The sequence below is a fragment of the Lactiplantibacillus sp. 7.2.4 genome, from assembly GCF_018991185.1.
GTDB lineage: Bacteria > Bacillota > Bacilli > Lactobacillales > Lactobacillaceae > Lactiplantibacillus > Lactiplantibacillus pentosus.
In genome coordinates, this window is the sequence record NZ_JAGYGS010000036.1 from 12596 (window position 1) to 31875 (window position 19280).

General features: G+C 46.1%; 14 protein-coding genes and 1 other RNA gene. 3 read left to right on the forward strand and 12 right to left on the reverse strand.

Features of this window, described 5'->3' with window-relative positions:
- Window positions 1-378 precede the first annotated feature (378 nt).
- From KGF70_RS11135 to KGF70_RS11150, 4 genes are all read right to left on the reverse strand, one after another.
- On the reverse strand, window positions 379-2142 hold the full coding sequence (locus tag KGF70_RS11135) for an ABC transporter ATP-binding protein (protein WP_105922410.1): 1764 nt from the start codon (window positions 2140-2142) through the stop codon (window positions 379-381).
- Window positions 2114-3691 carry a glycosyltransferase gene (locus KGF70_RS11140; RefSeq protein WP_216769187.1) on the reverse strand — a complete coding sequence of 526 codons (1578 nt, stop codon included), beginning with the start codon at window positions 3689-3691 and terminating at the stop codon, window positions 2114-2116. The genes KGF70_RS11135 and KGF70_RS11140 overlap by 29 nt, the downstream gene beginning before the upstream one ends.
- Window positions 3692-3708: 17 nt before the next feature.
- Complete coding sequence (locus tag KGF70_RS11145) at window positions 3709-5703, reverse strand: ATP-binding cassette domain-containing protein (protein ID WP_216769185.1); 1995 nt, start codon at window positions 5701-5703, stop codon at window positions 3709-3711.
- A 415-nt stretch (window positions 5704-6118) separates the two neighbouring features.
- Window positions 6119-6310 carry a hypothetical protein gene (locus KGF70_RS11150; protein ID WP_050339457.1) on the reverse strand — a complete coding sequence of 64 codons (192 nt, stop codon included), beginning with the start codon at window positions 6308-6310 and terminating at the stop codon, window positions 6119-6121.
- A gap of 362 nt (window positions 6311-6672) precedes the next feature.
- Here KGF70_RS11150 and KGF70_RS11155 point away from each other — a divergent pair, with 362 nt between their 5' ends.
- Window positions 6673-7704: a DUF308 domain-containing protein gene (locus KGF70_RS11155; protein WP_216769183.1), complete on the forward strand. Its 1032-nt coding sequence runs from the start codon at window positions 6673-6675 to the stop codon at window positions 7702-7704.
- 338 nt (window positions 7705-8042) lie between these two features.
- Here the strand turns inward: KGF70_RS11155 and KGF70_RS11160 are convergent, their stop codons facing one another.
- From KGF70_RS11160 to KGF70_RS11190, 7 genes are all read right to left on the reverse strand, one after another.
- On the reverse strand, window positions 8043-9395 hold the full coding sequence (locus tag KGF70_RS11160) for a glucose-6-phosphate isomerase (protein WP_003639259.1): 1353 nt from the start codon (window positions 9393-9395) through the stop codon (window positions 8043-8045).
- A gap of 220 nt (window positions 9396-9615) precedes the next feature.
- Window positions 9616-10473 (reverse strand): GRP family sugar transporter, encoded by an 858-nt coding sequence (locus KGF70_RS11165; protein ID WP_003639260.1) that lies wholly within the window; start codon window positions 10471-10473, stop codon window positions 9616-9618.
- A 235-nt stretch (window positions 10474-10708) separates the two neighbouring features.
- Window positions 10709-11890, reverse strand: a complete 1182-nt coding sequence (locus tag KGF70_RS11170) for a class I SAM-dependent methyltransferase (protein WP_216769181.1) — start codon at window positions 11888-11890, stop codon at window positions 10709-10711.
- Window positions 11891-12229: 339 nt separating this feature from the next.
- The gene (locus KGF70_RS11175) at window positions 12230-13753 is read right to left on the reverse strand and encodes a HAMP domain-containing sensor histidine kinase (RefSeq protein ID WP_216769179.1); all 1524 of its coding nucleotides are present in this window, start codon (window positions 13751-13753) and stop codon (window positions 12230-12232) included.
- Complete coding sequence (locus KGF70_RS11180; protein ID WP_003639263.1) at window positions 13750-14478, reverse strand: response regulator transcription factor; 729 nt, start codon at window positions 14476-14478, stop codon at window positions 13750-13752. Before KGF70_RS11180 ends, KGF70_RS11175 begins: the two co-directional genes overlap by 4 nt.
- Window positions 14479-14813: 335 nt before the next feature.
- Window positions 14814-16157 carry a PFL family protein gene (locus KGF70_RS11185; RefSeq protein WP_216769177.1) on the reverse strand — a complete coding sequence of 448 codons (1344 nt, stop codon included), beginning with the start codon at window positions 16155-16157 and terminating at the stop codon, window positions 14814-14816.
- A 9-nt stretch (window positions 16158-16166) separates the two neighbouring features.
- Window positions 16167-16436 carry an ACT domain-containing protein gene (locus KGF70_RS11190; protein ID WP_003639265.1) on the reverse strand — a complete coding sequence of 90 codons (270 nt, stop codon included), beginning with the start codon at window positions 16434-16436 and terminating at the stop codon, window positions 16167-16169.
- Window positions 16437-16663: 227 nt separating this feature from the next.
- Here KGF70_RS11190 and KGF70_RS11195 point away from each other — a divergent pair, with 227 nt between their 5' ends.
- Together KGF70_RS11195 and ssrA are read left to right on the forward strand one after the other, a co-directional pair.
- Window positions 16664-17602, forward strand: coding sequence for a DMT family transporter (locus KGF70_RS11195; protein WP_216769175.1), 939 nt, complete (start codon window positions 16664-16666; stop codon window positions 17600-17602).
- A gap of 115 nt (window positions 17603-17717) precedes the next feature.
- Window positions 17718-18089: a transfer-messenger RNA gene (gene ssrA, locus KGF70_RS11200) on the forward strand.
- A gap of 366 nt (window positions 18090-18455) precedes the next feature.
- Here ssrA and KGF70_RS11205 read toward each other — a convergent pair.
- Window positions 18456-19019, reverse strand: coding sequence for a hypothetical protein (locus KGF70_RS11205; RefSeq protein ID WP_216769173.1), 564 nt, complete (start codon window positions 19017-19019; stop codon window positions 18456-18458).
- Window positions 19020-19280 lie beyond the last annotated feature (261 nt).

Below are 19280 nucleotides of genomic sequence, written 5' to 3' on the forward strand. Positions count from 1 at the left end.
TAACCCCCTCAAAATTGTCTCAATATCAATATATTTTATATTCTTCCAATATCACCAACCATCTCAGAAAGCGGTTAAACCGTTGATAATACTGTAATTTGTTCAAGTGGTGAACCCCCGTCAGGTGTCGTTAGTTTCCGATTTTTCGGCCAGACTAGGTCGTTTTTTTGAACCAAAATTTTGATTATAAAAGTACCGAATTTGACGATATTATTAAAATTATTAATACTTTTGTCGATTTTTCTTCACATTTAAATGAATCACCTATCCAATGTTATCCAGCGTGATACATAAAAATCAGTAAAAAAAGTGGTTATTGCACTGTTCGTACAATAACCACTTACTAATCACAGCAATCGATAATCAGCTGTGACGAATTTAACCATGTTGATACTGTAACCGATAAAAATCACGATACCGGTCATGCGTTGCGAGTAACGTGTTATGGTCCCCGTCACCTGTAATCCGGCCATCCTCCATGAAGAGAATCCTTGGGTAGGCTTCAATCTGATTCAAACGGTGGACGATCGTAATCGTCGTCAAATCTGCGGGCAAGGTCGCCAGTAGTTGCGTGACCCGTTCTTGGTTCTGATTATCCAGACTAGCAGTCGCTTCATCCAAAATCAGCAGGGATGGTTCGCGAACCAGTGCCCGGACGATGGCGAGCCGTTGTCGTTGCCCACCAGAGACGTTCAAGCCCCGTTCACCGACATCCGTATCCAGGCCAGCCGATAGTTCTGCTAGCCAGTCTGCTAAGCCGACCTGCGCCAACAAGTCACTGAGACGCTCATCTGAGACGGCTTGAGTTGAACCGAGCAATAAATTATCCCGAATCGTCCCTGGCATCAAGTCAACTTCTTGACTGACATAGCCGATCCGGTCCCGAATCGATGGTACCGTATAGCTCGTCATTGCCTGACCATTAACGTTTAGCTCGCCGCGTGTTGGGGTGTAGTAGGATTCGAGCAGTGAGACCAGGGTCGTCTTCCCGCTCCCACTTTCGCCAATCAACGCGATTCGTTCCCCACGTTGAATTTGCATGTCAATATCCTTGAGGACTGGTTTATCCGGTTCATAGCCAAAGTCAACGTGATCAAAATCAATCGTGTTGATCGACGTCAGCGTTTCACCGTTGAGCCGTTTATCTTCGACCGGACTATCCAAAATGTTGTCGATCCGTTCCGTGGCCCCGACAGTCTGTTGTAAAGCCGTCACTAAACCAGTGACACTACTGAGCGGCGAAATCATCTGCACGGCGTACATTAAGAACGCGACTAAACTCCCAATCGTCAACGCGTTAGTTTGGACTAAAATCCCACCGTACACAATGATGATGAAGATGGCAGCCAGTAACATGATGTTCAAAACGGGGTTCAGCACCGAAATCAATTTGATTTGGCGAACACTAAAGCCCTTGATACGGTCAACTTGGTCTTTCCCCTGCTGTTTGAGGGCTTTTTCGGCGACCATCGCCTTGACCAACCGGTTTTGACCAATCATCTGTACTGCCGCGCTGTTCAAGTTGGCTGTTTCCTTTTGAATCGCCTTTGAAATTCGTGCTAAGACTTGGCCCATCGGCACGATAATCACGGCCATTAGTGGTACCACAATCAAAATAATAATCGTTAAACGGAAATTCAATAGTAACATCAACGTTAACGAGCCAACAATCGAGATAATCCCGTTGATGGCGTTCGAGAACTGGCTGGAAATCAATTCAAAAATCGTGGACGTATCATTGACGACCCGACTTGAGAGCTCCCCGGTTCGGTTGCGGTCAAAGTATGGAATCGGTAAATCAACGATGTGTTGCCAGAGCGCACTCCGCAACGTTGAGACGGCGTCGACACCCGTATAACTGAGCAAAAAGCTCGAAGCGACACTGGCGAATAGTTGGACCACAATGACGATCGCCAGTTTGCTCAGTAATTGTCCCGAGGTCCCGTGATTGAAGGCATCGATAAATTCCTTCAACATCAACGTGATGCCCAGGCTACAAATCGTCGCCACAAACGACAGCAGGATACCGACGATAAATAGGCCTTTCTTCGGGTGCGCGTGCGTCATGATCAGCCGCAGTAGGTCGCGCGTGCCATACTTGGCCGGCTTTTGCTTAGCCGATGACGTGATAGGCGTTTCCATTAGTTGTAACTCCCCTCATTGCTTGAATATCCGGCTGAATCACATGGTCATTCCACCGTTGCCAAATCATCGCCTCCGAGAAGCGACTACTGTTGCCATAAGCGTGTTCACTCATTTGTGCGAGCTTGGCTGGATGCTGCAAGAGCTCCAGGATGACCTTGCCTAACTCGACCAAGTTGTTCGGTGTAATCAGCCGGCCATTGACACCATCTTGAATCATGGTCGATGGCCCATACTTGATGTCATATGACACCACGGGCACCCCGTGGCTCAGGCCCTCTAAGATACCGAGGTTAAACCCTTCATATTGGCTCGTGAGCACCATCAATTGAGCCGTATTATAGATTGGCTCCAGGTCGGCTTCAAAGCCCTTAAACGTGATAAATGACTGCCACTGTTGCGAACTGACCAGTGCCCGCAAGCGATTTTCTTCTTTAAATCCGGTCCACGAATCACCGTAGCCGTATATGTCTAACGTCACGTTGGGCTGCTTTTCATGAACGTAAGCGACCGCCTTGATCAACTGTTCTAAGTTCTTTTCAGCTGAGAGCCGGGCCACCGCAATGACTTTACCATCAATTCGCGTCTTAAAGTCGACGGGTTTGGATGCTAATTGTTCATCGCTAACGCTACCGACCGGAATCGCAATCGTCGGAATGACGTTGTGGATATGATTGGTCATATCATCGCACTCATCCTGCGTCGACATGATCAGCCCAGACATCTGGCTCGCATGATCTAAGCCAATCTGGGTATACGGCACGATTGGTGAATTGACGACGTCCAAAGGATCCAACGTGAAGTTACTGTGCAAAAATTCATACTTGCGCGCTGCCGTCGTCATTTTAACGATTGGATTCATCCCGGCATCGCTGCGGTCGACGATCATGGTGCCGTGGCCGCCGTATTCTGTATTCAACGCGTCGAGGAAGAATGCGGTCAGTTGATCCCAGTCTTCAAACTCGTAATTTTGACCGTGATAATTCAACAGACGTTGGTGCGTCGCGACGGGTTGTTGCTTGGCATTCGGCCGGAAGAACGTCTCTAACACGGGCTGCTGCTGCAAATTACAGTGTTGTTCCAAGACGATGTTCTGATGTTCATCAAAATACTGGGCCACCGTCAAGAAGCCCCGCGTATCATAGTAATCGCGCCGGCTGACCGCCCCTTGCGGATTAAAAATGTCAACGTAATCTAGATAGCCGTCATTGTTGAGCATCAATGCTTTTTGCCGTTGTTCGCGCTGAATCACGTCAATTTCATTGGGGCTGACGCGTTCCAAGGTCTCCCCAGTGACGCGCGGATAGTTGGCCGCCGTTAACGGTTCCCCTTCATAATCAGTGGTGCCTTGGAAATAATCGTACATGTTCACTTGAAACTCATCATCATAACCAATTTTTTTCATATTCTGATGCAAGTCGCGTACAAAGTTCCGGGTGACGATCAGTGCCGGGACCCGATGCTTCGTAAACAACTTTTGCCGCTGAATCATCGCCAATTCAATGGCCGATGGCAGCGAATCAATTTTACTCGTAATAAAGAAATACATTCACTCCGCCCCCGCTTTTATTCATGTGATAAACTTTCGACCGGATCTAACCGGGCGGCCATGTGGGCTGGTGCTAAGGCAGCCAGCAGACTAATTACGACGCTGACAGTCACCCCACCGAGCATGGCTGCACCGGAGATTCGAACGATTGGATACTTAATCAGACTGTAAATTGCCATGTTTCCAAGTAATTGCCAACCTTCTGCGAATAGCAGGCCCATCACGGCGGCTAAGACACCAATCGTCAAGGCTTCTGCGAAGAACAGGTGGCTGATATCGCGCTTGCGGGCACCCAGCGCACGTAAGACCCCGATTTCACGTGTCCGTTCTGACACACTGACATACAGTACGACAATAATCATGATGGCTGAAACTAATAAGGCAATGCCGGCCACCCCAGTTAATACGTTAGTGGCTAAACGAATATACGTATTCAATGAATCAATTAAATCACCGATTCCCGTATAGTTATACTGTTGCTTCTTATTGTTACCCTTGATGGCCTTGATCTTGTGTTCAACTTGCTTAACATGCGACAATTTATCGATTTGGACGATGGCAAAATTTGGCCGGTATTGGACGTTTTTATCGCTCAACATCCGTTTGACCGTCTTCGGCAGGACGACAACACTGGTGTCATCACTGCCCGTAATCCCACTGACCGTGACCGTCTTCTTGACTGTGACGGCTTGATTCTTGCGATTAACCGTTACCATTTTAAGCGTCAGTTTCTTGTTCAACGCTTTTTGATAGTCCTTTTTACCGACCATCTTCTTGGCTAACTTCCGACCAATCAAGACTTCGTTGTTGCCAGGACGCGTCCCGTTCTTGATCGTCTTGTTCAAGATCGTCGGATTATCCGTCTGAAGACTCGCTGTGACCGTGGTTTTCTTATAGCTGGCATGCGCACTGGTGTAATAGCCCAATTCCGCAGACTGGACGTGCTTGATTCCCGCCAATTGCTTGGCATTAGCAGCAGTCACTTCCGCATTTTTGGCCGCGGTCACTTGTTCTTGATTGACAGCGTCCTTATATTCAGCGGCTGTAGTCGCTTTTTTCCGTGCGGCCGTGCTGACTTTACTCGTCTTTTTCGAGACCTGCACCGCTGTCGGATTGACTTGCGACGTAATCTGATGATTCATGTAATTTTGAATCCCCGAACCGAGCCCCAGCATGACGACGATACTACTGATCCCAATCGATGAGCCAAAGATAATCAGTAAGTAACGCAGCCACATCCGGCGCATATGCTGCATCGACATGTGGAACATCTGCCGAAAGCCCAGCGTCCGATACTGCATCGGTTGCTTTTCGACTTCATCAAACGGTGCCCCGATGACTAATTCGTCGTGAATCTGACCATCATCCAAATGCACGATGCGCGTCCCATAGTCGGCAACTTCTTGCGAGTGAGTCACCGTGATGACCAACTTACCTTCCGCCGCGATCGAATAGAGGATGTCCATGACTTCCTGGGTGTTTTCACTATCTAGGGCCCCAGTTGGTTCATCCGCAATAATAATGTCCGGATCACTCGCCAGTGCCCGCGCGATTGCGACCCGTTGCTTTTGCCCACCGGACAATTCATTGGGATATTGATGCGTCTGTTGTTCCAGCCCGACCCGTTTTAACAGATCCTTGGTCCGCTGCACCTGTTGCGCATGCGGTTCCTTGGTCATCTTGAGCGATAACATGACGTTATCAAGGACAGTTAAGTAACTTACCAAGTTGAAGTTTTGAAAGATAAATCCAATCGTTTCACGGCGATACCGGTCCATTTGGCGGACATTCATCGAACGCAAAGACTGACCATCAAGTAACACATCCCCGTCGTAATGATGATCTAGTCCCCCAATGATGTTCATCAGCGTTGATTTCCCACCGCCGGACTCCCCAAGAATTGAAATAAACTCCCCACGATCAAAGTTTAAATTAATGCCTTTCAAGATGACATTTTCTTGGTGATTTAAGGTATAGGCCTTACGAATATCATGTAATTCTAAAAAGCTCATATATGTACCTCCACTATTTTTTATAGGACATTCCCCACGATGCTTTTCCTCAGTATTAACATTGCGATTTTTGGTGAATGATGTAAAGTGTTATTGAATACCAGGGTTCAACGTTTATTATCAAAATTATAATTACTCTAAACCCGATAGCAGCGCGTGTTTGCTAGTTACAATTTGTAAAATATTGCGGTTTAGCGGTCGGATTTAAATCAAAAATTTTCATATTCTGTCGGGACAGTTGGCACCCTGGCTGCGTCTAAATTAGCATGAGCTTGGTGTTCGACCCCACAGTTTCAGGGCATGCACAAAAAGACGGGCACCCACCGTTTTATGTGGTTACCCGTCTTTGCGTACTTGATTACGCGCCGAGACCGCTTTGATGTTCACATGTCGGACATGGTTGAAGGTCTCGATTTCATTTGAAAAACGACCGCTTCGTCACGACGCGATAAATGGCATCCGCCAGCCCAGTCACAAAGACCACGATTAGGCCAGCGAACTGCAGCCACGGCACCTGTTGTTCGATGGCTTGAACTTCACTGCCGAGCCAGAAGACGATCAACCCGACGACAATAATAATACTTTCGATAATGTTTAATTTTCGCATTCTGAACTCCTCTTATGCCGCCCCACCATTCAGTTTCTGGCCGGTAGCGGGCTTAACTTTGATATAGGACTATTATAACCTGCCGGACTGGAATGCGCAGGTGCTTTTCGGGGTTATTCTGCCGAAATTTGCATGGGTGGCACGTGACATACTGACCGGGGGACAAATTGGTGTGGCTTATTTATTTTCATTAAATATATGATATGATTAATTTTGCGTTGCGTTTTTATTTACATATCACTAGAAATAGATGCCAAGCTTGCGCTCAAGCACCTATTCCAAACTAGCACGTATCGGGGAAAATAACGTGCTAGTTTGTATCGTCGTAACTGTTAAATGAACAATTCATATTTGGAGGAATTATGGACACTTTTGCCGAGATTATGTTTTTCATCTCATTATTGATAACCATCTACTTTATCTGCCGGGGAATTTTCAATCTTATTAAGGGTGGCGGCGCCAAACAATCATTTAAGTATGGTTTAATCGCGCTGGCTGCTTCTTTGCTGTTTGTAATCGTCGGCATAATCGCCATTCCAGTCAAGACGACCACAAGCCACCAAGACAGGATTGCAAAGGCCCAAACGAGTCGGACATCAAAGAAACACACTCAAACTAAAAGTGCTGATAAAAGTGCTAGCAAGAAACAGTCTAGCAAATCCAACAGTAAAAAAGCTAATTCCAAGAAGTCCACTTCTCACAAATCTAGCACCAAAAAAACGAGCTCCAAGAAGTCTGTTTCTCACAAATCCAACAGCAAAAAATCGAGTTCTAAGAAGTCCGCTTCTCACAAATCTAGCACCAAAAAGCAGCCTTCAAAGAGCAGCCAGGCCACTAAAAAGACAATGGCCCAAAAATCTTCAAGCAAGCATGAGTCTAAAAGCAAAAAGGCTACTAAAAGGCACTATAATTTCAGTAAAATTAAGCTTGGTATGACTAAATCACAAGTGATTGCCATTCTAGGAAAACCCACAGACCAAAACTCAAGCACACTTATTTACGGATCAGCTGACTTGGATTTTGATCATGATAAATTATTTGATGGCTCTCCTCGTAAAATCCACAAAGCTGCCAACAAAAAAGCAAAGGCTGAGGCTAAAAAAGCTAGTCGTAAAAAAGTAAATGCAAGTCAACTCAAATCATTTGCAAAAGCCTTTGGTCAAAAGGATGTCGAAACCTTACAAAGAAATGTCGGCATTGCGTACTCATCGACTGAAACGCCTCAAGGCATGGCTTATGGCTGGAAAACCAATTATGGCATGTTGTATCGTCTGGATGATAGCGAGACTGGTCTGACACACGTTTATAAAGGCGGTCTCGGTGACGATGGAGCCGAACTGTATGTTGGACAGACAATCAAGCAAAAACAACGCAGAAGTTATTACTACTATTAATGCGTGAAGCAATTAATCAGTTGCTTTCACAACAGTATTCGCAGATGTCTATGCCATCAGAATTGCCTTTCATTTGCTAATCGCACATTTAACCAAATTAACGATGTCATTACGTTAAAACACAAACTTATTAAAAGCGCCCGAACACTGATTTTTCTTGTTTATGCCAACAAGACTCAATCAGCATTCGGGTGCTTTTGATTATCAATTGTATTTTGATAAATACCAAAAAAGCCCCGAAACGCATCGGACGTTTAGGAACCACCATGGGAACCATTACACGTCCAACCTCGTTTCAGAGCTTCATTATATTTAATCAGTTATTAGCCGACAACGTCCTAGTCACTAAGGCGCGCAGTTAACTTCTTCGTTAATTCTTCATAGCCAGGCTTGCCAAGTAAAGCAAACATGTTGTTCTTGTAAGCTTCAACACCTGGTTGGTTGAATGGGTTGATACCATTCAAGTAACCAGAGATGGCAACAGCAGCTTCAAAGAAGTACATCGTGTAACCTAAGGTGTAGGCATCTTGTGAAGGAATGTTAACGACCATGTTAGGAACACCGCCATCAACGTGGGCCATGATAACCCCTTCGAAGGCTTTAGTGTTAACTTGAGCCATCGTCTTACCTTCAAGATACTTCAAACCATCAAGGTTTTCGGCTTCCTTAGGAATGTCAACGTCGCTAGTGGCGTTGTCAACTTTAACGACCGTTTCCATCAAGTTACGACGACCTTCTTGGATATATTGACCCAAGGAGTGTAAGTCGGTCGTAAAGTTAGCTGATGATGGGTAGATCCCCTTTTGGTCTTTCCCTTCGGATTCACCCATTAATTGCTTCCACCATTCTGAGAACATCGCCATGTTTGGTTCGTAGTTTTCAAGAATTTCAGTGGTATAGCCCTTCCGGTACAAAATGTTCCGGTAAGCAGCATATTGGTAAGCTTCGTTTTTAGTTAAGTCAGCATCTTTGTATTCGTTTGAAGCGTCAGCAGCACCCTTCATTAATGAATCGATGTCGCCACCTGAAACGGCAATTGGTAATAAACCAACTGGGGTTAAGACAGTGAAGCGGCCACCAACATCATCAGGAATAACAAAGGTTTCGTAGCCTTCAGCGTCAGCTTCTTGCTTCAAAGCACCACGTTTGCGGTCAGTAGTGGCATAGATCCGGCTCTTAGCGCCTTCTTCACCATACTTCGCGATCAAACGTTCCTTGAAGACACGGAATGCGATCGAAGGTTCAGTCGTCGTACCAGACTTCGAAATGATGTTAACAGAGAAGTCGCGGTCGCCGATCAAGTGAATCAAATCGTTGACGTATGAAGATGAGATTGAGTTCCCAGCAAAGACAACTTGTGGGAATTTACGGTCTTCACGTGAAAGTGATGACCAGAAAGTTTCGTGTAAGAATTCAATGGCTGCCCGTGCACCGAGGTATGAACCACCAATCCCGATTACAACGAGGACGTCAGAGTCGTCTTGAATCTTCTTTGCAGCGGTTTTGATCCGTGCAAATTCTTCCTTATCGTAATCTGTTGGTAAATTTAACCAGCCGCGGAAATCATTACCGGCGCCGGTTCCTTCACGCAGCTCCTTATCAGCAGCTGTGACCATAGCTTGCATTTCGCCAAGTTCGTTGTCATGGACGAACTTAGTTAAATTAGAGCTGTCAAATGAAATGTGTGCCATTTACTATTACCTCTTTCTTTACGTATTTACATGTCATATTATACAATAGCTCATCGCATAATGAAAAGCGCTTCCCCCCTTTTTTCGTAAATTTTCGCAAATTATGTAAAAAATAAATATCCTTATCAACAAAAAAGGTGCTGATAACTAGACGTTACCGCACCTTTGACGAATCTTCTTAAATCATAAATTACAATATTAATATTTTAGTAAAGTTTTACTAAGCCTTCATCAACGAGAGGGCCACGCCACCCACGATGACTAAAATCGAACCGATGACCACGTAGACCATTTCACGCTTGGTTTTATGTTCACCTAAGAGGTAGATACTCCCGAACGTGGAAATAACGATTCCCATTTGTGACAGTGAGTAAGCCACCGCTTGGCCAATCTGAGCCATTGCCATGAACATGAAGAGATTCCCCACGCCCCAGACAAGGCCAGTCACGATGTTACGATACGTTGCCTTAACGACCCACGGCTTGTCTTTGAAGGACCAAATCAAGGCCCCGAGCAACATCCCGACAGCTTGTGGCATCACGACTGCTTGCGCATTGACATTACCATAATGGACAACGATGGTATAGCCAGCGTAACCAATAGTAGATAAAATCAAGGCACGAATCCCAACACCCCAGTTTTCGGAAGCACTACGGTTCGGGTCAGTCTTATCAGTTAAGGAAGTCAGTACGGCCCCAGCAATCAACACGATAACGGAAATCGAGCCGATCCAGTACATATTACCATGCCATTCGTTAAATAACAGCACCCCAGCCAACGCATTGGCAACCAGTTGCATCCCGGTTGAAATTGGGGTCGTCCGTGAGATCCCGACGGCTTTCATTGACGTAAATTGTTGCCCTTGACCAATACTCCAGAATAACCCTGAAACGATCCCAATCAACCAAATTTTGCTTGTTAAAGATGGTTGTTCAACTGCCCAGAGTGCTAAGCCGAATACTAAGGCCCCCATGGTCATCCCAAGGGTCTGTTGCCGGGCGGTTCCGCCCATTCGACCACTAATTAAGCCGATACTGCCCCACGCGATCGCGGGGATCAGTGCAATTAGAATTCCCATTACTAATAATCCTCATTTCTATGTTTTCTCTCTTGCCATACGACAAAGAAATATTTTACCAGTTAAGTAACCGTTTTACCAGTCACAATCAGGGATTCAGCACTAAATATAATTATATTTATATTTTCATGAATTCGTTTTCTTTATCGATAGAGACCGTTTTCAATTAATGAAAACGGTCCCCGAAATTACGTTTAAAATTTTTTTATTTGCAGGCAAAATGATGCCGAAAAACTTACTTATCGAGCGTCAAAACGAGTACTTTTAAGTAGTTACTTGCCAAGTACGCCTTGCGCGTCACAAAGTCTGCTGGTAAACGGAACGTCTCACTCAGCGTAAAGTGCCGGTCGCTGCCAACAAAGGCTGCCGTGACCGCAGCTTTAAACTTCTTCATTGAGAAGTTGTTGGCGGTCGTCGCAATTACCAGTTGGCCATCACGCCGAACAACTGGCAACGTAGCAGTCAGTAAGTCCGTCAAGTCAGTCGCAACTTGGAACTTCTGCTTCTTGACCCGTGCAAAGGTCGGTGCCGTCACAACGACCACATCGTAACTTAAATGATGCTTTTGCGCATAGTCCAGGTAGCGATTGACTTCAATTGCCCGAATTTCTTGCTTGTCTGGGTCGATATTGTTGACTGCTAATTGGTCTGCAGTTTCCTTAGCGCCCTTCTTGCTCGTTTCAATCGAGATCGTTTTAGCGGCGCCGGCAACTGCGGCGGCAGCCGTCACCCCGTTCTCTTGACTAAACAAGTTCAAGACGGTCTTACCTGGCAATTCTGCCCCGGCTAACCAGTCGCGAATTGGTCGCATGTCAAGTAACAAACCGGTGGTCAAATCATCTGCGAGATGTACCGGATAAGTCACGTCGCCTTCCGTTACCAGCAATGGTTCGGGCGCCGCTTCACCAGTCACTAACTGGCTCTTCAGGTTAGCTTCTTCCACGTTGAAACGCAACTTGGCATAGATCCCCTTGAACTGATGGTCAGTCGCTGCTTCAAAGGCGGCGTAGATTATTTCACGTTGTTGATAGACGCCTTGCGCATACCAGGTAAAGACATAATAATCTTGATACCGGTCAATGGCTAGGCCACCCAGACCGTCACCATCGGCATTGAACACCCGTTGTGGTAGCTGTGGGTCCAAGCTAGTTGCCCGCCGGACCAAGGCTTGTTTGAACAGCTTGCGGAAGTAGTCAGTCGTTGGCGTCTCGCTTTCATCTAAGCTCAGCACCCACCCTAATTGCCGGCGATGCTTGGCGACTAAGGCGTAACCCATAAATTGTGAGCTGGCCATTAACGCGATAAAAGAACCGTCCGTTAACTTCATTGAAGGATCTTTTAAGTCATCTTGGACGAGCAGTGGATAGCCGTCCTTGACCTTACGCTGGGAATTACCCGTAATTTGTACTCTTTGCATATTAATTGTTTCTCCTATTCATTCTAAAACTTATCTACACTAGTCATGACGCGCTGTTGTGCCTTGTTAAGGGTAACATATTTAGACCGGAAGCGCGAGGTGCAACGGCCTAATGAAGCATTAAGTCCCAAACGTCTGACGTCAGTGGACCGCGATTCAAACATGATTAGCTGGGCTTACCGACAGCTGTGTTGCCAGTCACAGCTTCCCCCTGACCCGCGCCACTTACGCCTCAGTCAAGGTTCATGGCGACAAAAACCGGGCTGGCACGTAACGCCACACCCGGTTCGTTTAAAAGTTTGCTTCATTAATAGGCCATTCAGTCGTCATTAACGAACACTAATCATCCATGATTGGTTTGTCATACCCGTCATCTGGGAAGGTCACCGTGAAGCGCGTCCCTTCATTCTCAGCACTATCGACTTCAATCGCCCCACCATGTTGTTGCACGAGTTGGTGCGAAATCGCGAGCCCGAGGCCAGATTCACCGTACTTGGTACTCTTCCGCGATGGATCAGCCTTATAGTAACGTTCCCAAATATTCTTGACCTGATCCGGTGTCATGCCGATACCGTGGTCTTGAATGGAGATGACCGTCGCGTGCTCAGTTCGTTGACCAGTCACTTCGATGGCACTACCTTGTGAGAATTGGATGGCGTTCTGCATGATATTAAACAACACTTGAACAAAGCGGTCATAGTCAGCCCAGACCGGCAGTTTATCAGGTGCAGTCAATACAAAATGGTCATCCGAAGCATCAGCCTTCTTTGTGAGTTGTTCAACTAAGTTATGCAAAACTTCAGCGCCGTCAAAATTGGTCTTGTTCAAAGCAATCTGACCGGTCCGAATCTTTTCATAATCCAGGTTCTCATTGACTAACCGGATCAAACGTTTCGTTTCATTTTGCATCAGTTCAATTGAATGGGCCTTATCCTCTTCCGGAATCGCGTCATAAGCGAGGCCTTCCAGAATTCCGTTGATGGTCGTCAGCGGTGTCCGCATTTCATGAGCAGCATCCGCCATAAATTCACGTCGCCGTTTTTCTTGGCGTTTGATTTCTTCATTAGATTCACGCAAGGAGCTGACCATGCCGTTGAAATCATCGGCCAAATCATCGATTTCGTCCTTGTGATTACTGTCCACTTGAATATCAAAATCGCCATTGGCAACGGAGTGCGTTGCATACCGCAGCCGGTTGATGCGTCGGACGGAATACCGTGCTAGCACGTAGCTCAGCAGTAGGGCCGCAATCCCAGAGACCAGCAACGCGATGAACAGGTTCTTTTCAATCTGTTGCTCACTCGCCTGTAAAGTCTGTTCGAAGGACCCGATTGAAATCGCACCGACGAACTTCTTGGTACTGCCATTCTTATAGAACAACGGCACGAGCACATCAATCGTTCGCAGCGACGGCGTATTCACGGGTTGGTCGCGGTTACGCGTCCGGAAAGTGACGTGTGGCGACTGGGTAATGATCTTATTTTGCTTCAGCTTTTTCCAATCCTTGGCTGAAATCTTCGGATCATAGATCGACCCACCTGGGGCACTATCCATCGACGCGCCAATGCCAGTCGGATAGACCAGCTTTTTATTCGCGTCATAGACCGAAAAATGGATGTGTTGATCCCGTAAAATTACCGTACCATCGCTTAAGAACTGCTGATTGAAACCCACGACTTTGTTGGTTTTCGTATTGTAGCGAATCGCTTCTTTTTCAATACTCGCGGCATACTGTTGTAGCTGTTGCCACGAATTGTTATAGAGCATCGTTCTGGTGGTTCGTATAAACGAAAACCCCAGGACCACGATCACCGTGATAATCACGGCAAAGAATGCCAGCATTTGTTGATAAATCAGTTTCATTGAGCGTCAACTCCACTATCATCAAACTTGTAGCCGACCCCCCAAACCGTCTGGATGATTTGTGGACCAGCCTTTTCAATCTTCTGCCGTAACTTCTTGATGTGGGCGTCAACCGTCCGCTCATCACCGTAGTATTCATAGTCCCAAACGAGTTGTAACAGCTGTTCCCGTGAGAAGACTTGCCGTGGCTTTTGGGCCAGCGTCTTCAATAAGTCAAATTCTTTTGGTGTCAAATCTTGAATCTGGACACCGGCTAAGTAAGCTTCACGCGTCTTCGTATTGAGCTTAAAGTGGTCCGTCTGTACATCAAATGAACTGACTGCATTGGCCGGTTGCTCAGCAGGCGCCGTCTTGGCCAAGTCTGCCCGCCGGTGTAATGCTTTGATCCGGGCGATCAGCGTAATTGGTGAAAATGGCTTGGTGACATAGTCGTCAGCACCCATTTCGAGGCCCAGTACTTGGTCACTTTCTGAGTCACGCGCCGTCAACATAATAATTGGTACAGTTGGAGAAGCCTTGCGAATATCCGCACTAACTTGCATCCCGTCTTTACCGGGTAAGTTTAAATCAAGCGTCACCATATCCCAACCGTTGGGATCTTCGTTGAACATCTCAACGGCTTCATTACCATCATAAGCAAAGTGGGCGTCCCACTGTTCCTTCTTAAAAAACATCGCCATCATTTCAGAGACGGATTTATTATCTTCAATCATTAATAGTTTCATAGTCCAACGTCCTCCAAGTTAATTACAATTGCTAACTATATTGATTAATCATCATGTATTAACCTACTTATTATCATACCCTACTTCGCGCTAGGATTCAGGATTAGTATAACAACAAATTTATAACAAACCTTGGCTGATTTGTGAAAGATTTGTGTCAAACTGCAATTCGTGGGTCTCATCAGGCCATGGTGGCAGGAATGCTCAGGCCACGAGAATACTGGTCTTAGGGCGCAAAAAACAATTCTCTCAGCCGGTTACCCCGCTTCGAAAATTGTTTTTCATCGTGATCGTATTAGGTCTGATGATTGACTCGCCACCAAGACCGCTGCCACTTAATTTTTAAATGAATGAATTGGGGCCGGAATATGACCGCCACGATTGATAAACGTCGTCGGCTGGTTCTTGTTGACCGGCATCACCGGTGCACTCCCAAACAAGCCCCCGAATTCGACTGCTTCGCCAACGTCCTTGCCAGTTGCTGGAATGACCCGAACCGCAGTCGTCTTATTGTTGATCATACCGATTGCGGCTTCATCCGCAATCATCCCGCTGATCGTCGCCGCGCTGGTATCACCAGGAACCGCAATCATGTCGAGTCCAACGGAACAAACCGCCGTCATCGCTTCTAGCTTTTCAATGTTCAAACGTCCCGCGCTGACCGCTCGAATCATCTCAGCATCTTCCGAAACTGGAATAAATGCGCCAGACAAGCCACCGACGTGTTCACAAGCCATGACGCCACCTTTTTTGACGGCATCATTTAACAGTGCCAGTGCCGCGGTCGTCCCCGGTGCCCCGACACTTTCTAAGCCGATTTCTTCCAAGATTTCAGCAACTGAATCACCTTCATTAGGCGTTGGTGCCAATGACAAGTCCACGATTCCAAATGGCACGTGCAACCGTTCCGCCGCGATGGTGCCGACGAACTGCCCCATCCGCGTCACTTTAAAGGCCGTCTTCTTAATTTGTTCAGAAACCACGTCGATCGATTGACCGCGGACTTCTTCTAACGCCCGTTTGACAACGCCCGGGCCGCTGATTCCCACATTAATGACCCGGTCGGCTTCACCAACACCGTGAAACGCGCCAGCCATGAACGGATTATCATCAACGGCATTCGCGAAGACCACCAAACTCATACAGTTCACCGGATCATCCGCCGCAATCTGCTTGATGATGTGACCCATCTCACCGACAGCATCCAGGTTAATACCGGCACGGGTCGAACCGACGTTGACCGAACTGCAAACACGCGTGGTCGCTGACAGTGCTTCAGGAATCGAGGCAATCAGCTTACGGTCGCCACTTTGATAACCCTTTTGCACGAGTGCTGAAAAGCCACCAATCAAGTCAACGCCCAGTGCCTGCGCTGCCCGTTCCATCGTTACCGCGTAGGCCACGTAATCGTGGTCGGCACTCGCAGCGGCAATCAGGGCAATGGGTGTCACCGCAATGCGTTTGTTAATGATTGGAATCCCGTATTCTTCTTGGATCTGCTCAGCAACCTTGACTAAATCTTTGGCACTCGTCGTGATTTTGTCATAGATTTTTTGCCGCGACCGTTCACCATCGCTATCGATACAGTCGAAAAGCGAGATGCCCATCGTAATGGTCCGAATGTCCAAATTCTCTTCGGCGACCATCTGGATTGTTTCTAATATTGATTGACTTTCCATGATGACCTCCTATAATTTCTGAATGGCATCGAAGACAGCCTGGCGCTGAATCCGAATCGTGAGTTGTGACGCTTCTCCCAGCGCTTCAAGCTTGGCTTTGGCCGAGGCAAAACTCAACTGGTCATCATCCCATTCGGCTGACAACATCATGGTAAAGTTATGATCCATCAACGTTTGCGAAATATCGACAATGTTAATGTTCAACCGGGCTAATTCGTTTGCGACCTTGGCAACGATCCCAACTTGATCCTGACCAACGACAGTAATAATTGCTTTCATTGTATATGACCCTCCACTTGACGCATGATTGTTTGCGTTTAATTGTTCATATCATAGCATGACTATTGTGGAAACGCACTGCTTTGCGGCCGATTTTTACGAGGCAGCGGCTACGAATTAATGAAGTAACTCATGAGAATAATAAGAGATTCCTCATTAAGATAGGCGTTGCGGCGGGGTTTTGCTATAATGAAAAATGCTGATTATTTTCAGAAAGGAGTCTTATTTTGACACAACAACATCACTTACGGGGCGTGCTGCTGGCGAGCAGTGCCTGTATTCTCTGGGGCATTTCCGGCGTTGCGGCGAGTACCCTCTTCATTGCCAATCCGCATCTAACTGCCATGTGGCTGACTCAGGTGCGCATGATTAGTGCGGGCCTGATCCTGATTATCTGGGGATTAATCGCGGGTAAACAGCCGTTTAAAATCTGGCGTGCGCGTCATGATGCTTGGACGGTGGTCAGCTATGTCCTTCTAGGTCTCATTCCAGTCCAACTCTGCTATTTTGAAGCGGTGCGGGCCGGAAACGCACCCGTTGCGACCATTATTCAATTCCTGGGACCATTTATCATTAGCATCTATTACTTCTTATTTAAACACGTCCTTCCCAGTCGCGTGGAAGGACTTGGGATGCTGATGGCCTTTATCGGCACCGTGCTGATTGTGACGCACGGCCACTTGAATAGCCTGGCCATCTCGCCAGTGGTGCTCTTTTGGGGCGGACTCTCCGCAATCGGGGTCGCCACTAACACCTTGATTCCACGGACACTGCTTCCAAAATACGGGGCATTGACGGTCACGGGCTGGGGGCTGCTGATTGCCGGTGTTTTTCTGACCGCACTACAACCGATGTGGCGCGTCCACCTAACGCTGACGTGGTTCCAATTCGGCCTGCTACTAGTCATCATCCTGTTAGGAACGGTCGCCCCATTCTTAATGTTTGCTCGTAGTCTCAGTGACATTTTACCGACGACCGCTAGTCTAATGGATGCGTTTGAACCATTAGCCGCGACGGTCTTCTCGATCGCGTTTCTGAACGTCCAACTGACTCGCTTCGATTTTATCGGGGGCCTACTCGTCATCTTGGCAGTCATGGCACTCTCCATCAATCCACACCGGATGTTCAGATATTTGCGCCGCCGACGGACACATACGAGTTCTTAAATTTTTGAAATCGCGCTAAGGCCGCTCAAAATCGCCGTTTTAACATTAACGGGCAATCTTAGACAGATTAGTTGGCAGAATCCACGGGCTATGCTAAACTAAGATTGTTGAATTTGGGGATGTTCTGGATTCGACAGGTATAGTTTGAGTTCGGATTGCGCTTCGTAGGTTGCGTCTACGTAAAAACGCTCAGTTTAAATTATAACTGCAAAAAATAATAACAATTCTTACGCTTTAGCTGCCTAATAAGCGCTTAACGTAGATCCTCCTAGAATCGTCCATGTTCTAGATCTGGGTCCTAAATTTAGTGGACTTACGCTCAAAGCTTCCACCTGGAGTTGCGAGAAGAGACTAATCAGGTTAGTCATTGCTGGGTGCCCTGTCACACGGCGTTTGTAATGATGAAATTCAAATAGTATGACTATGAGCGTAGATATCCGAGGGGCAATATGCTTGGACGCGAGTTCGACTCTCGCCATCTCCATTACTGAGTTTCAAAGTGATGTAATAAGCTCCAGAACAATTGTTATATCAACGTTTTCAGCTAACTGGCTAAAAGTTCTAGTTCGATTGTTCCGGTACAAACCGTAACAAATCTCGTAACAATTTTGATGCCGGCGGGCTGTATGTAAAAGCTATCTTAAACGGATGGCTTTTTTTATTTGAATAAACGTCACAATAGGATCCGTTGACCGATATGCGGTTACCGTTACCTAATAATTGGGTGGCGATTATTTTTTTAGCATCCAAATCAAAAACGCCATACTTTTTAGTATGACACTTGTTTTCATTCTATGACGGTACATCTATACTAGCCGTCATTCACTATAAGGAAATATCGGTAATTCTATGCCTAAATGATTAAAATTTTTATACATTTTTTCTCACTAATCTTAATTAAGTTCCCGTGCGGGCTCCTGAACCAATAATGCGAATTAGCATCTTTAAATGTCATAGCTGTACTTTGCCGTACCCCACCCATTGCTGAACCACTATTCTTAATCCTCACTTTAGTTTCCCCAGGCTTTAATGTATCAACATAAACAGTCGCACTGGGAACAATATTTATTTCTGAGAATACATCTGAAGATCGATTATTGGTTGACAAAACATACACACCATATACTGGAATTGTTGAGGAATTCGGTATGATGACTGTTCTTGTAGACGCACCATTATCTGTTTTTGATTCATTTTGTAACCAACAAGCTACCTTTGAAGCTTGTTCCTCCTCTTTTTCCTTTTGATTTTCCTTCATTTGTTTTGCATTCATACCTGCTTGAGTTTGTGCTATCTGGATACTCTTACTTGTGTTCTGATTTGTAATCATGAACGATCCCATTGCTATGATAACGCCTACTATTGAAATAACATTTCCAATGCCTATCTTAGAGAAAAAATCTTTAATCTTTTTCATACTTCCACCTACCTATTTAAATGATTATATACTTTAGATTTAAAGAACACCTGTCATAAATCTGTAAAGGCCTATCAAACTAATGTCAAACATGTAACTGCCTTACAATACAAATAACTAAACTTCATATAATGGAGTCAACAGGAATGTAACAACATTTAGTGTTAACAGTACCATGCGAACATTATATGTCAGCAACGGTTGTAAAATGTTGGAAAATACCGATTAGAAAATGTCGGTTTTCCAACATTTTTTTACGGT

What these genes read in the sequence shown, in the direction of transcription:
- KGF70_RS11160 (WP_003639259.1), bottom strand. Translation starts at nt 9,395, where the DNA reads ATGGCACACATTTCATTTGACAGCTCTAATTTAACTAAGTTCGTCCAT.
- KGF70_RS11190 (WP_003639265.1), bottom strand. Translation starts at nt 16,436, where the DNA reads ATGAAAGCAATTATTACTGTCGTTGGTCAGGATCAAGTTGGGATCGTT.
- KGF70_RS11170 (WP_216769181.1), bottom strand. Translation starts at nt 11,890, where the DNA reads ATGCAAAGAGTACAAATTACGGGTAATTCCCAGCGTAAGGTCAAGGAC.
- KGF70_RS11165 (WP_003639260.1), bottom strand. Translation starts at nt 10,473, where the DNA reads ATGGGAATTCTAATTGCACTGATCCCCGCGATCGCGTGGGGCAGTATC.
- KGF70_RS11135 (WP_105922410.1), bottom strand. Translation starts at nt 2,142, where the DNA reads ATGGAAACGCCTATCACGTCATCGGCTAAGCAAAAGCCGGCCAAGTAT.
- KGF70_RS11185 (WP_216769177.1), bottom strand. Translation starts at nt 16,157, where the DNA reads ATGGAAAGTCAATCAATATTAGAAACAATCCAGATGGTCGCCGAAGAG.
- KGF70_RS11180 (WP_003639263.1), bottom strand. Translation starts at nt 14,478, where the DNA reads ATGAAACTATTAATGATTGAAGATAATAAATCCGTCTCTGAAATGATG.
- KGF70_RS11155 (WP_216769183.1), top strand. Translation starts at nt 6,673, where the DNA reads ATGGACACTTTTGCCGAGATTATGTTTTTCATCTCATTATTGATAACC.
- KGF70_RS11150 (WP_050339457.1), bottom strand. Translation starts at nt 6,310, where the DNA reads ATGCGAAAATTAAACATTATCGAAAGTATTATTATTGTCGTCGGGTTG.
- KGF70_RS11140 (WP_216769187.1), bottom strand. Translation starts at nt 3,691, where the DNA reads ATGTATTTCTTTATTACGAGTAAAATTGATTCGCTGCCATCGGCCATT.
- KGF70_RS11145 (WP_216769185.1), bottom strand. Translation starts at nt 5,703, where the DNA reads ATGAGCTTTTTAGAATTACATGATATTCGTAAGGCCTATACCTTAAAT.
- KGF70_RS11205 (WP_216769173.1), bottom strand. Translation starts at nt 19,019, where the DNA reads ATGAAAAAGATTAAAGATTTTTTCTCTAAGATAGGCATTGGAAATGTT.
- KGF70_RS11175 (WP_216769179.1), bottom strand. Translation starts at nt 13,753, where the DNA reads ATGAAACTGATTTATCAACAAATGCTGGCATTCTTTGCCGTGATTATC.